General features: G+C 47.7%; 14 protein-coding genes. 4 read left to right on the forward strand and 10 right to left on the reverse strand.

Annotated elements, in window-relative coordinates; all coding sequences use genetic code 11:
- Positions 1–52: 52 nt before the first annotated feature.
- From VSQ30_RS00770 to VSQ30_RS00795, 6 genes are all read right to left on the reverse strand, one after another.
- Positions 53–1,699 (reverse strand): recombinase family protein, encoded by a 1,647-nt coding sequence (locus VSQ30_RS00770; protein WP_334461374.1) that lies wholly within the window; start codon positions 1,697–1,699, stop codon positions 53–55.
- Positions 1,632–2,558, reverse strand: a complete 927-nt coding sequence (locus VSQ30_RS00775) for a recombinase family protein (protein WP_161474939.1) — start codon at positions 2,556–2,558, stop codon at positions 1,632–1,634. Before VSQ30_RS00775 ends, VSQ30_RS00770 begins: the two co-directional genes overlap by 68 nt.
- Positions 2,555–4,108: a recombinase family protein gene (locus tag VSQ30_RS00780; RefSeq protein WP_334461376.1), complete on the reverse strand. Its 1,554-nt coding sequence runs from the start codon at positions 4,106–4,108 to the stop codon at positions 2,555–2,557. Before VSQ30_RS00780 ends, VSQ30_RS00775 begins: the two co-directional genes overlap by 4 nt.
- Before the next feature lie 97 nt (positions 4,109–4,205).
- Entirely contained in the window at positions 4,206–4,355 is a 150-nt protein-coding gene (locus VSQ30_RS00785; RefSeq protein ID WP_334461267.1) for a hypothetical protein, read from the reverse strand.
- Positions 4,352–4,711 carry a type II toxin-antitoxin system PemK/MazF family toxin gene (locus tag VSQ30_RS00790; RefSeq protein WP_334461270.1) on the reverse strand — a complete coding sequence of 120 codons (360 nt, stop codon included), beginning with the start codon at positions 4,709–4,711 and terminating at the stop codon, positions 4,352–4,354. Before VSQ30_RS00790 ends, VSQ30_RS00785 begins: the two co-directional genes overlap by 4 nt.
- Positions 4,712–5,205: 494 nt before the next feature.
- Entirely contained in the window at positions 5,206–5,709 is a 504-nt protein-coding gene (locus tag VSQ30_RS00795; RefSeq protein ID WP_161471818.1) for an RNA polymerase sigma factor, read from the reverse strand.
- Positions 5,710–6,037: 328 nt separating this feature from the next.
- Here VSQ30_RS00795 and VSQ30_RS00800 point away from each other — a divergent pair, with 328 nt between their 5' ends.
- Positions 6,038–6,388 carry a helix-turn-helix transcriptional regulator gene (locus tag VSQ30_RS00800; protein WP_161471819.1) on the forward strand — a complete coding sequence of 117 codons (351 nt, stop codon included), beginning with the start codon at positions 6,038–6,040 and terminating at the stop codon, positions 6,386–6,388.
- A 60-nt stretch (positions 6,389–6,448) separates the two neighbouring features.
- Here VSQ30_RS00800 and VSQ30_RS00805 read toward each other — a convergent pair whose 3' ends face one another.
- Together VSQ30_RS00805 and VSQ30_RS00810 are read right to left on the reverse strand one after the other, a co-directional pair.
- A complete protein-coding gene (locus VSQ30_RS00805; protein ID WP_161471820.1) occupies positions 6,449–6,622 on the reverse strand; it encodes a cysteine-rich KTR domain-containing protein in 174 nt (57 codons plus the stop codon).
- Between the two features lie 82 nt (positions 6,623–6,704).
- A complete protein-coding gene (locus VSQ30_RS00810) occupies positions 6,705–8,063 on the reverse strand; it encodes an MATE family efflux transporter (RefSeq protein WP_161471821.1) in 1,359 nt (452 codons plus the stop codon).
- Positions 8,064–8,255: 192 nt separating this feature from the next.
- On the opposite strand from VSQ30_RS00810, the gene VSQ30_RS00815 reads away from it, so the two are divergent.
- Positions 8,256–8,789, forward strand: coding sequence for a PadR family transcriptional regulator (locus VSQ30_RS00815; RefSeq protein ID WP_161471822.1), 534 nt, complete (start codon positions 8,256–8,258; stop codon positions 8,787–8,789).
- 101 nt (positions 8,790–8,890) lie between these two features.
- Here the strand turns inward: VSQ30_RS00815 and VSQ30_RS00820 are convergent, their stop codons facing one another.
- The gene (locus VSQ30_RS00820; RefSeq protein ID WP_322174451.1) at positions 8,891–9,769 is read right to left on the reverse strand and encodes a radical SAM protein; all 879 of its coding nucleotides are present in this window, start codon (positions 9,767–9,769) and stop codon (positions 8,891–8,893) included.
- A 12-nt stretch (positions 9,770–9,781) separates the two neighbouring features.
- Positions 9,782–10,681 (reverse strand): radical SAM protein, encoded by a 900-nt coding sequence (locus tag VSQ30_RS00825; RefSeq protein ID WP_161929607.1) that lies wholly within the window; start codon positions 10,679–10,681, stop codon positions 9,782–9,784.
- 128 nt (positions 10,682–10,809) lie between these two features.
- On the opposite strand from VSQ30_RS00825, the gene VSQ30_RS00830 reads away from it, so the two are divergent.
- Positions 10,810–11,163: a winged helix-turn-helix transcriptional regulator gene (locus tag VSQ30_RS00830; RefSeq protein WP_161471825.1), complete on the forward strand. Its 354-nt coding sequence runs from the start codon at positions 10,810–10,812 to the stop codon at positions 11,161–11,163.
- Between the two features lie 149 nt (positions 11,164–11,312).
- Positions 11,313–12,446 carry a hypothetical protein gene (locus tag VSQ30_RS00835; protein WP_161471826.1) on the forward strand — a complete coding sequence of 378 codons (1,134 nt, stop codon included), beginning with the start codon at positions 11,313–11,315 and terminating at the stop codon, positions 12,444–12,446.
- Positions 12,447–12,488 lie beyond the last annotated feature (42 nt).

Here is a 12,488-nt window from a genome sequence, read left to right on the forward strand (position 1 = left end):
AGGCGGATACGAAAAAGATATTTTCGCCAAATTTGTGTGCGTATCCGAACTCTCACGCTTTTTCAATAGCCTGCTCAACCTCCAGCCCTCCCGCAAAAATCACCTTTATCTTCTCCTTGGACTCCACCACCACACACTCCAGCACCTGCCGTACCAGCCGGTCATCATATTCCATGGGGTGATTCTCCAGCCCATCCAGGATAGTAAAAATCTCGTCCAACCGAGATTCTGTATTCTCTTTTTCCTGCTGGGCATTGTCAAGTTGAGTCAACTGTTGCTCCAAGCTGTTTTTCTCAGCCATGAGTGCTGTGGCCCTCTGCTCGTCAAAATCTTCCACTGTATCTGTGGCTATAGCTTGCAACATAGCCTTGAATTCCGCGTCAATTTCTGCTATCCTTATCTGGATATCAAGGCAGTTGTCCTCACCATTATCATTCTTCAGCCCCATACCGACGTGCAGCTTTAAGGTGCCCAGCACATCGGCACTCTGTTTTGCTGTGCGCATGATCGCTGCCATGACGGCCTCCTGCAACACACTTTCTTCCATCGTGGGCGAATGGTGGCAGTATTTCTTGCCGAAGTCCAGCCGGTTGATGCACCTCCAGACAGGTTTCTTTTCACCCTTGACCGTCCAAGTGCATCGGCGGTAAGGAGTTCCGCACTCGCCACAGACCAGCAGTTCTGTCAAAGCATATTTACTGGAGTACCGGCCCTGCTCGGTTTTAGTGCCTTTCTGCTTGACCTTGCGTTTGCCGGTACGCCGGGCAAGTTCTTCCTGCACCCGACCGAAGATGACAGGGTCGATGATGGCGGGGTGGTTATTCTCCACAAAGTACATAGGCCGTGCCTTGCCATCGTTGCGCTTGACTTTCTTGCTCAAGCAGTCCACCACATATGTCTTGTTGAGAACGGCATTTCCCGCATATTTTTCGTTGGAAATTATCGATTGTATCGTCCCTGGCACCCACTTCCCGGAACCGGTAGGCGTCGGTATGCCGTCAGCAGTCAGAGCGTTGGCGATGGTCGTCATGCTGTCTCCGGCAAGGAAGCTGGTATAAATTCGTTTCACAACCTCCGCCTGTTCCGGGTCGATTTCAGGCTTGCCGTCCGGCCCGCGCCGATAGCCCAAGAACCGCTTATACTGGAAAGGCACATTGCCCTCTTTCGCACTTTGATTCTTGCCCCATATCACATTGGCACTGATATTCTCAGATTCGCTCTGAGCGATGGAACCGTAGATGGTGATATAAAACTCAGCCCCAGGCTGGGTACTGTGGATGTTCTGTTCCTCGAAGAAGATGTCCACACCAATCTCCTTCAGCATTCGCACATATTTTAGCACGTCAGCGGTATTCCGGGCAAACCGGCTGATGGATTTCGTGATAATCATGTCGATTTTGCCGCGCCGACATTGCTTTATCATCTTGTTGAACTCATCGCGCTTTTTGGTGCTTGTCCCCGAAAGTCCCCTGTCCGCAAAGATGCCCACAAAGGCCCATTTCGGCTCGCTTCTGATCTTCTCGGTGTAGTACCGAACTTGCACGTCATAACTGTTTAACTGCTCCTCCTGGGCGGTAGAAACGCGGCAGTAAGCGGCTACCCGGAGTTGTCGGTGGGCCTGTTTGATTTCTTCAGCTATGTTGATTTTCGCCGGGATTTTCCGTACTACTTTCTGCGGAGTGGTTGCTGTCGGTTGCATTTTCATCGTCCTTTCTGATGGTCTGATTATTCACAAATGTGATGGCTACTGTGCCATCTTTTTCAAGGCGGATGGCTTGAACTGTCCTCTTGAAAAGGGGCAGTGAAAAAGCTGAAAGCGGCTCTGCGTCAGCGAGAACCGCTTTCAATCTATTTGCGATATATGGAGTGGAATCGATGTCCGCATATTTCAGAGAAGCACACTCCAGTATTTTCTTTCGCAAGGCAGTTTTATCATAATCAATCGTGTCTAATGTCCGGGCAATCTCGTTTTCAGCTTTTAGCGTCTGTACACTTATGGATTCATCTTCAGCTGGGATTTGTACTAATCCTGGATTGACAATCACACGGTTTAGCAGTACAGTTATATCGTGGAGCAGGTCGCTGTCGGCCTTGTGAATCACCGTGCGGCAATCTTTATTGGAGCATATCCATCGCTGCTGGCACTTCTTGAACCGGCTGTCATGTCTACGGTTCATTTCAGAGCCGCATACCGGGCAAATAACCGGCACATCTATATGAAAAATCTTATGGTTGCGGTCTGTGCTGTGCTGAGTATTCTTTTGGGCTTTCATATCGATCATAGCGCGATGCGTTTCCTCGTAAATAATAGCTGGAAAATTGTCTTTGCCGGTGTATCGCTCATCCTCAATCAACCGCATAATGCGGGATTTGTTCCAGCCGGTAACGCCGGGCTGATACTCAACATTTTCGGCATTTAGCCGGTTTGCGATTTCCAGTAGAGATAAGCCGTTTTGATATTCGCTGAAAACACGATGCAACACAGCAACCTCTTGCGGATGGGTAGTTATCAAGCCATTCTGATACTGGTATCCGAACGGAACATTCCTCTTTTTCATGCTGTTTTGCACCTCACATTCTCAGGGATTAGCTCCGTGAAGGCCAGTCCGCCGACAAGATGAAAGGTCAATTTTGAGTTGTCCACAACCGTGATGCTTTGGATAATTTCATCGAATAACGCTTGGCTAAATGGTGTACCCGGCACATATCTTGCCAGAGTATCGTTCAGCGATTTCAGCGTGTATATCAGTTCATCGTCCTCATCTTCAGCCAGCGCCTTTTTGCGATCCAGCCGCAGGGCATTGATTCTGTTGCTGATGACCGAGGACTGAGCCGCAAAGTCGGTAGCGTTCAGAACACCATTTGTGTGGAGCCGGGCGACCACCAGATTTTGTGCACTCAGGTCGGCTATCTGCTTGTCTATCTGACGTATCTTCTCTTGGCTCTCACTGCCGCGATTCTGCATCATCTCCAGTTGGTGGATGAGAGTACCCAGCAGGTCTTGCCGGTGGGAGACCAGCTTATCTGTCATTAAGCAGAAGGTGTCGACGACGGCATTTTCTCGCACACGTCTGCTTTTGCAATTTGTGGCCCCTGCCGCCTTATCACTGCACATCCAGTACACGGTTCCGCGCAGCAGCTGTCGGCGGAAGGTACTCCCGCAGTCGGGACAGCGCAGGATACCAGACAAAATTGAGTTGTGTTCGCGCCTTGTGACCGTAATTCTGAATTCCTGCAGCTTTTGTGCCGCTTGAAACACCTCCCTGCTGACAATGGCCGGATTGCTGTTTTCAACATAATACTGCATCTTTTCGCCATGGTTGCGCTTTTTGCGAAACGGCAGGGTTTCCGTGGTGTACTCTTTCTGAAGGAGTGCATCGCCCATATACCGTTCATTTTTGATGACATAGTCAATCGTAGTGTGGTGCCATTTTTGCTGACCATACCGCCGTGGAACACTCTCTGCGTTGAGTATATTGGCAATATTCTGCTTGCCGATTCCTTGTAGGTAAAGGTCAAAAATGCGGCGAATCACAGCCGCCTCATCCTCTTTCACAACAAGCTGCCCATCGACCAAATCATACCCATATGCCGGAGCACAGCAGTTGAACTCGCCGGATTCCATACGCATCTGATAGCTCCTGCGAAGGTGGTCGGAAATGTTTACACTCTCCTGCTGGGCGGCCATGCCGGGGAAAGTCACCAGCATTTCCATGTTCATTTTGTCGCTGTCGATGCCCTGTTCTTCAAAATAAATGCTCACGCCCAACTCTTTGAAAGTGCGCAAGGCTACAAGTAGTTCCTGCGTGTTCCGCGCAAACCGGGATACGGATTTGGTAATAACACGGTCTATCTTGCCCAGCTTACAGTCACGAATGAGCCGGTTCTGCTCGTCACGCTTTTTCATGTCCGTGCCGCTCAATCCCTCGTCAGCATACACATCTACCAGCTTGTACTGCGGATTCTTGCGCTCATAATCCTTGTAGTAGTGGATTTGCGCCGCAAAAGAGTGTAGCTGGTCGGCAGACTTACTGGACACCCGGCAGTAGGCTGCCAGCCGGATAATTTCAGGCTTTTGAGGCTCCCGGCTGATGTCGGTTACAGTCATTTGCACCATTCCTTTCTTTGATTTTTCGCCTTTCGGCACCACCAACAATACCACAAGAGTTCAGATACATCCAGCGCAAACCGCCAGAGTTTTCATTTCAGACATATATTTTTTCGATGCCGTAGTGGGCGGCAGAAATCTGCAAAATACGCTCGTATTCCTCCTGCGTAACGAGCTGCATTTTCAGCAGCAGACGGAGCATATTCACATTGTAGGCGAAGGCAGAATTGTTGATGTCATTTGTCATAGCAGCCCCTCCATATATTTGATTCCAAAGCTGACGATGATGGCGTGGTCGACCCGGCCCATAGTGTTCTTATCCAGTTTGCCGCTATACCGAATCAACCGGCGCTTGTCGATGGTTCGTATCTGTTCCAGCAGCACAACGGACTCTTTTTCCAGCCCCTCCGCATGAACAATAACGTGGGTGGGCAGCTTGGCTTTGTCCGACTTACTGGTGATAGCTGCCACGATGGTGGTAGGGCTGAACTTGTTGCCGGTGTCATTCTGGATAACGAGGACGGGCCGTGTGCCATCCTGCTCGCTGCCTACCACCGGCGATAGGTCGGCGTAGTAAATCTCGCCGCGCTTTACATTTCTCATGATTTCCTCCGTAAGTAAGGGCGGCAGTCAAAGGGCGGACTGCCGCCTTGTATCAATCGTTTTGCGTGCTTGTATTTATCCTCGATTTCTCGTCTGCCGACTCGGTCAGCTCAGAGCGGTCGCCACTGGCGACCATCGCCCCCAAGCAGGGAACGCACCCTCCGGTTATGCCTTTAACCTCATTGGAATATCACCACCCCCAGGATCTCTGGAGGGCGCCCTCCTTTGCTGCGACGGGTCACGCTCGGCTTTAGGACTGGACGCAAGTATCATTATCCCTTCTGCCGGTCATCGCCGTCGATGAATGTGCGTTCCATCGTCTGAGCCTGGAGGCCGAAATTCTGGCGTCCGCTCATGTGGCTGCCGCTCCTCACGGCGGCAGAAGGAAAGTAAAAGGTGCGCTGGGTATTCGGTTTTCAAAGAGCAACGGAGGGGAACAAGAAAGACCCCTCACTTTCCAGGCCAAAAAGTTGAGGGGTCTACAACCAGATTTTTTAAATTTTTACGAGATTTTTCAACTTAGCAAGGATCTTGCGAACTCGCTTGCTGACGGCCTGCTGAGAAACCCCATAAATGACCGATAATTCACACTCGGACACGCCTGTGAAATAATACTGTTCCAGCAACGTGCGTTCTTCTTCTGACAGCTTATTCAGAGCGTGGCGTAGCTTGTCCAGCAGGAGATTCCTTTCTGCTTGGCCCTGTGTATCTGCTACAGTATCCACCAAGATATCCTCGCCGTTGAACTCATCTGTAGTGAGCATATCGTAGGAGAAGTCGCCGTTGTCCTTTGAGCGATCCTTCAGGTATTTCTCTCGGCGTTTCCTCTTGTAGAACGCCTTGTACGCATCTTCAGGCACTTCCATCAGCATACCGTGCAGGGGGATGAACCTCCGACCATGGTATGTATATTCTCTCCGGCGAAACTCAGTGCAACTGAGCTCCAGGTACGTTCCGTTCTCTAAAACGAACACTTTCTTTGGTGTGTACTCCACCATGATTCCTCCAATCAATCTGTTTTGGGTTTGCAAAACGATTGATTGGGGGCGGGTCTCGGCACCTTGTGAAAACAAGACTATAGAATTTAAAAGATTTATCTTTTTCTACCTTTGATAAGGTGTATTGTAATACATCACAAAAGGCATACAGACTTATCTCAGAACATTGAAATTCAGTTTAATCCGTTGTATACTTCCAATATGTCCAAACAGGGTGCTCAAATGGTTATTTCACTCCTTGCAGGAACTTCAATACACTAAATTGAGGTATCCCCGTGAATTTTGTCGAAGCAGCGTGTATTGTACAATATTTCTGAGGTGAAGTAGAATGCCACAATATACACGCCCATTGGGTGATGCTGTGAAACGAGCCAGAGGTGAACTGGGAGTCACACAACGGCAGGTCGCTGAAGCTGCTGATGTGGATGTCCGAACTGTACTGAACATAGAGAACTATAAGGGAAATCCCAAATTGGAAGTTCTGTATCCTTTGATTCGTTCTCTGAAAATTGATTCACGGGAGGTGTTTTACCCAGAGCTTTTGCGGGACAGCCCTGGCCTTCGCCGACTGCGATTCTTGGTAGAAGACTGCAGCGAAGAGGAGGCGCTTGCGTTGGCTCCAATTATCGAGTCAATTATCGCTGCGATTCGGACAAATTCCGCTATCAAAATCCGGTAGAACAGAAAAGAGCCTGTACCCTCAGTAGAGGATGCAGGCTCTCCGTATAGTACGACTGGCTCATTTTTTAATTATCATTTTGAATTGTACAACATCTATCAGTGTTTCTTTTCTACATTTCGGACAGAATAGGGGGAAGTTGACAAGGACGGTGTCCTGGTACACTTTGTTGCGTGTCTTGCCTCCACATGAAGGACAGTGTATCCATCTTGATTTCTGTTGTTTCTTCTGCAAGTGTACATCCCCACTTTCTCTTTGCGCAGCTCTGCGACTGAGCGGCTGGCTTTTGCGCAGTTAGTTCTTATTGTGTCTATGTTTATATAGCCAGGGCGGACTTTGCCAATTCCCGGTGAAGACGTATTGCCATCAGCACCGTAATTATGGCAGAAACGGCATCAGCAATAGGCTGTGCGTAAAGTATCCCATTCAGTCCACACAGTGCGGGTAGCAGTAGGATGACCGGCACAAAGCAGATTCCTTGTCTGCAAGCGCCAAGGAAAAATCCTGCAGCTCCTTTTCCCAAGGCCAGGAGAAGGGACGAGTACACAGTGTAGAACCCGAATAGAATGAAAGATATGCCGTTTGCCCTTAAAGAGCTTGCGCCTACAGATATCATTTCAGCATTACCGTCTGTGAAGGCTGAGATGATCTGCGTTGAAAAAATTGCCATGAACAGCCCGGTGATCACACAGAAGATTGTCGACCATATCGTGGACCTTCTGATGGCTTCCTTGAGCCGGTCAAACTTTTTTGCTCCGTAGCTGAACCCAGCAATAGGCTGGAACCCTTTTAAGAATCCAAACACCACTAATGTTCCCATAGAAGTTACCCTTGTAACGGCTCCCATTCCGGCGATGACCGCATCACCATAATTGCTGGCGGCCCGGTTGATAAGAGCGATGGATACGCTGGTGAGGACTTGAAATGTGAGTGTTGGAACACCAATTTTCAAAATTTCCGCCATCATCTGCTTTGTGGGAGCAAACTCTCTTATACTGAAAGTAAAGGCAGATTTCTTTCTGAAAACATAGGTCAAGTACACCAGAGTGGAAACAAATTGGGATATTGCCGTGGCAATGGCTGCTCCAGCAACTCCCATGTCAAGAGCATAAATAAACACAGGATCAAGGCCGATGTTAAGGACCGCCCCCAGGAGAAGAGCGCACATAGTGGTTTTTGCAGCCCCTTCACTTGACACAATATTGTTCATCGTGACGTTGAACACATTGAAGATGGAGGAGAGCACATAAATCCTTGCATATGTTACCGCATAGGACATAATGGTTTCCGTTGCCCCTAACATGGTCAGAATCGGTTCCAAAAATATACTGGCGCCGACGATAAGGGCAGCTCCAATAAGGACACTGCCATACAATGCGGTACTGGCAACTTTGTTGGCGGCCTCATTTTTCCCGCTTCCCAGCAGCCGGGATAGGTAGGAAGCCGCACCGTTGCCAAACATCAAGCCAAGTCCCACTACCACCTGCCCCAAGGGGAAAACAACGGAGATAGCTCCCATCTGGCTTTCACCCAGCCCTCCTACGAAGTAGGCGTCCACCAGATTATACAGGGCGTTGATGAGCATCCCGATCATGATAGGGATGCCCAGGGCCAAGAGCGCCTTTGGGACGGGAGCGCTGCTCAGCAATTCCATTTTGTCGTGCCTTTTGCTCATGTCAATACTCCTTTCGGGCAACCGATAGTTTATTCAGTAGTACACTTTAGAGCAGTTGCCGCGAAAGGGATTATACTACAAATTAGATCGGTTGTCAAGAGAGTAATTTCCAAAAGAATATTCCCTTGACACTCGTTCTAAAATAGAGTATCATGATAATAAAGAATTGCTCTTGCGGAAAGGCGGCAGCAGATGGCTACAATAGACCTGATTGTCTTAGGAATGCTGAAAAAGGGTTCGATGGGTGCATATGATATCCAAAAGCTTGTGGAGTACCGAAACATATCGAAGTGGGTAAAAATCAGCACCCAATCAATTTATAAAAAGGCCCTCCAACTGGAGGAAAAAGGATTTATCACTGCTGAAATTGTGAAAGAGGGAAAGATGCCGGAGAAAGCCGTCTATACGCTGACTGAAAAGGGTGAGCGGGAGTTTGAGCGGCTGATGATGGACATTTCCGCACAGCCGATCCGGCTGTTCCTGGATTTCAACGCTGTTATCGTGAATCTGGACAGCTTGCCGCCAGAAGCGCAGGCAGGCTGCATTTCTCAGATTGAAAAGAACATAAATGAACTTACTGAAAACCTGAAGGAAAACTACCGCCAGAAAGAGGATGCGCCTGAAGTGCCGGAGACCGGAATGGCTGTGTTACGGCAGCAGTTGGTACTGGCTCAGGCGCTAGAGGGGTGGATCGCCGCATTGAAGGAGCATTTTTCTTCTCTGTAGTGTACTTCTTATATTGGTTAGTTCACTACACCTTCCATCATGACAGGTACCACCTTCCACCGAGAGCATACAGTTTTCTCTTGGCGGAAGGAGTGTTTTTATCAAAGCGACTTCAAATTCTGTCGATACTCTAACATCTCATCCTCATCGGTTCCATCCAGAATATCCTGTAGTTCATTGATTGCCTTATCCCGTTCATATGGCAATCGAGCCACAAAGGGGAAGTAATTGGACACGGAGTTTGCAAAAAGATGGGTTCGTATGTGCAAATTTTCAATCAGTGTTTGTAATTCCTCAATACGCTCTTTTTCATCTGCGGGTGTGAATTTGCCTTGCTTTGCCATATGATATAACTGTGTGTCAGGGAAAAGCGTCAGAGAATCTACCGAGATAAAATATGGATTGAGCTGGCTAAACACCTTTGCAGAGTTGATAGCATTGCGCTGCCCATTTCCTTTCCCAGCCAGCCCGGTCATATAGACAAAGTAATACTCGATTCCGGCCTTATCCAGCTTGCGGCACTGCTCCAAAATATCAGCAGAAGTATAGCCCTTATTCGCCAGCGCAAGGGTGGCGTCATCGCCGCTTTCTGTGCCGATACTCAGGCCATTGATACCCATGGCTCGCAGTTTCTTTAGCTGCCAGACTTCCTTGTTCTTGATGTCCCGAATACTTGCAAACATGGCGATGGACTGGCACTTGATGAGATATTCTCGAACGGTCAAAGCTCGTAGCTTGAGGTTCTCATAACTCATGGCAAAGGGGTTTGCACCTGTAAGAAACACCCGCCGGGCGTTGGGTTGATAGCTCTTGATTTCCGCCAAATCCTCCTCAAATTCATCCATTGGGGACATCCGGAATTTCTCGTCTTTATAGAGACTGCAAAAGGTACATTTGTTGTGTGTACAGCCGGAGGTTGCCTGCAAAATGACAGACTGTGATTCATATGGCGGCCGCCAAGTTCTTCCTGTAAAATGCACGAGAATCCCTCCTTACAGATGACGGAGATTCTTGCGGTAATCCCGCAGTCTTTCTTCGCCCACGCTATCAATAATTTGGTCGATCGCCGCTATCAAAGCGGCTTTGTCTTGGGGCAGAGCGCCGTGAAGCTGAAACGCATTAGACGCACCAAGCGCAGCAAACTGCGTGGGAATATCAAGGCGTTCAATCAAGGTGCGGATTTCCCGATACTTCTCCACTTCGTTTTCCTCCCGCCAGTTGCCCCGCTGGATTTCTTGATATAGCTCGGAATCCGGGTAAATTGTCAGCATATTTGCTCCAATTAACTGAGGATGCAGCCGATTACATACAGCAGCGGTAGCTTTCGCACTGATTTCGCCTCGTCCCGCGCCGGAAATGCCTACCAGATAGAAGAAGTTATAGCAGATACCTGCCTTGTCCAACCGGGCGCACTGCTCCACAATGTCAGCAGCGACATATCCTTTGTTCATAAAGCGTAGGGTTTCGTCATCGCCGGTTTCAATACCAATGGTCAGGCTGTCATAGCCCGCCTGGGCCAGTGCGGTCAGGTCGCTGTAAGGCTTTAAGGTTACATCGGTAACCCGCGCAAAACAGCCTATGGTTTGTACCGTGGGTACATATTTGCGGATAAGTTCAGCGATAGCAAGTAAGCGTTCGGTTTTCAGCACAAATGGGTTTGCTCCTGTGAGAAAAGCGCGGTCGAACTGAAAGCCGTTCCACTGTTTCAGCGTTCCTGCTACTTCCTGTAAGTCGCACTCGATATCATCGAGCGGAGACATTTTGAACTTGAACGGCAGGTCGTTGTAGAGCGTACAGAATTTGCACTTGTGGTGTGTGCAGCCCGCTGTGACTTCCAGCAGCAGCGAGGACGCTTCATAGGGTGGACGCCAGATGGTTCCTGTGAATTTCATGGTGAAGACCTCCTTCGTTTTCACCCATTATAACCTGATACGAGATAAACTCAAGTACGGTACTTTTTTGTAGTACCTTGATTCGTGCGGCGCTATGCGTTATAATGTTGGCAAAGAGGTGTTGTCCTATGAGAAAAACGGAACAGGCCGTGGAGCGCTGCAAGACCATGTCCACGCTGCAAAAAATTCTTGGTGGCAAGTGGAAACTGGAAATTCTTTACTATATCGCCTTTCACGATATCCGACGGTTCGGCGCGCTGCGGAGGCAGTTGGGGGAGATTACGGAATCGTCGCTGACGAAGCAGCTACGGGAGCTGGAGGCGGATGGGTTCCTTATTCGCCACGACTTTCATGAGGTGCCGCCCAGGGTGGAGTATACGCTGACAGAGTTGGGCAGGAGCTTTATGGATGTGATAGCTTATATGAAAGAGTGGGGCGACCATAATTTGAAAGATGCGGAATGTCACTTGGGAACATCTTGACATATCCCCAGGAGTTCTATTTGAGAGAACTGAGTGCATTGGGCAGGAATACTGATGCTACTTATTATCATTACAAAAATAGACCTTGTTTTAGCTTCTTTTGCTGCGAATCGACGGTTTTTTTATAATTATTTTAGTCGGAGGAAACGATGGGATTTGAATTCACAATTGCAGTACAGCCAGAATTGACGCACATAGATAAGGAATTGCGCTATATTAAATCTGCGTTGCTATATGCAGATAGAATAACTCTAATCAGCCCAATGGCGTACATATATACTCAATTAACGGTAAGAGAAGATAATTTTGATGAGAAACAGATCATAAAAATTCTTAAACTGGCACTGCCTCTAATTGAGGAACGTGATCCTCAAACATATGCAGAGGGATTGTCTGTGGTCAACCAGCTATCAAGCATAATGTACAATAAAAAATATAAAGCAATTCCAGTATTGCAAAAGATTGAATTGCGAAACCAGCTCAAAGAGTTAATAAAAGAAATAGATATGCCATTTTTAGAAATGATGGGAGAAACACAAACTGAAGAACTGAACAAATTACTTCGGTCGGGCAAACTGGTACTACAGAAATTTCAACACAGTTTAGCAGATGTGGATGGTTGTGTTTCTGAATACTTTGGACTTCTTAGTAAGTCTGTCCGGAATTCTATGCCACTATTTGATGAACCGTGTAGCAACTTAATGAGGAGTGCTATGGCATCACGAATCATTACATTTAGTGAACAGGAAAAACAAAGAATAACTCACGCAGGGCTTAGTGATAATTTATTTGCACGTCTTCCGGATTTTAATGAAGCATCTGTAGATGAAATTATTGATATACGGAAAGAGTTAGATAAAGCAATCGTTAGATTTAGAAGCAAGATGATTTCCTACTCTGAAAACATTCAGCTACTTCCCTGGGATGACGATTTTGAAGCTGAGTGTTCTCGGCTGTATTACCAAGAAATTGCTCCTGCTGTTTTAGAAATTGATGAGTTAACAAAAGAAAATAGCTTTATTAGGAATTTGTTTGGAAATGTGTTTGCTGATCGTGAGTTTCTGAAATCAGTAGGTGGTCTATTTATCGGAGTGGCAGCCGCAGGAGTTATTCCCTCTTTTACGCAGGCGGTTTCAGCAGACACAACAATGTTAGCTGCAGGTGGCGCTTGGGCTGCTACAAAAATAGCTGCGGCATATAACGAATACCAGAAAAAGAAACGAGATATATTAAAAAACGATTTATATTTTTATTACAAAGCGGGGAAGATGCTGGAAAGATGATTGTCATTAAGCCATTTCACTTGTTCATTTCTTATTTTGAAA

Origin of the sequence: Acutalibacter sp. JLR.KK004 (assembly GCF_036941085.1) — a bacterium.
Taxonomy (GTDB): Bacteria; Bacillota; Clostridia; order Oscillospirales; family Acutalibacteraceae; genus Acutalibacter.

What these genes read in the sequence shown, in the direction of transcription:
- VSQ30_RS00830 (WP_161471825.1), top strand. Translation starts at nt 10,810, where the DNA reads ATGAGAAAAACGGAACAGGCCGTGGAGCGCTGCAAGACCATGTCCACG.
- VSQ30_RS00815 (WP_161471822.1), top strand. Translation starts at nt 8,256, where the DNA reads ATGGCTACAATAGACCTGATTGTCTTAGGAATGCTGAAAAAGGGTTCG.
- VSQ30_RS00800 (WP_161471819.1), top strand. Translation starts at nt 6,038, where the DNA reads ATGCCACAATATACACGCCCATTGGGTGATGCTGTGAAACGAGCCAGA.
- VSQ30_RS00775 (WP_161474939.1), bottom strand. Translation starts at nt 2,558, where the DNA reads ATGAAAAAGAGGAATGTTCCGTTCGGATACCAGTATCAGAATGGCTTG.
- VSQ30_RS00795 (WP_161471818.1), bottom strand. Translation starts at nt 5,709, where the DNA reads ATGGTGGAGTACACACCAAAGAAAGTGTTCGTTTTAGAGAACGGAACG.
- VSQ30_RS00770 (WP_334461374.1), bottom strand. Translation starts at nt 1,699, where the DNA reads ATGCAACCGACAGCAACCACTCCGCAGAAAGTAGTACGGAAAATCCCG.
- VSQ30_RS00790 (WP_334461270.1), bottom strand. Translation starts at nt 4,711, where the DNA reads ATGAGAAATGTAAAGCGCGGCGAGATTTACTACGCCGACCTATCGCCG.
- VSQ30_RS00810 (WP_161471821.1), bottom strand. Translation starts at nt 8,063, where the DNA reads ATGAGCAAAAGGCACGACAAAATGGAATTGCTGAGCAGCGCTCCCGTC.
- VSQ30_RS00825 (WP_161929607.1), bottom strand. Translation starts at nt 10,681, where the DNA reads ATGAAATTCACAGGAACCATCTGGCGTCCACCCTATGAAGCGTCCTCG.
- VSQ30_RS00835 (WP_161471826.1), top strand. Translation starts at nt 11,313, where the DNA reads ATGGGATTTGAATTCACAATTGCAGTACAGCCAGAATTGACGCACATA.
- VSQ30_RS00785 (WP_334461267.1), bottom strand. Translation starts at nt 4,355, where the DNA reads ATGACAAATGACATCAACAATTCTGCCTTCGCCTACAATGTGAATATG.
- VSQ30_RS00780 (WP_334461376.1), bottom strand. Translation starts at nt 4,108, where the DNA reads ATGACTGTAACCGACATCAGCCGGGAGCCTCAAAAGCCTGAAATTATC.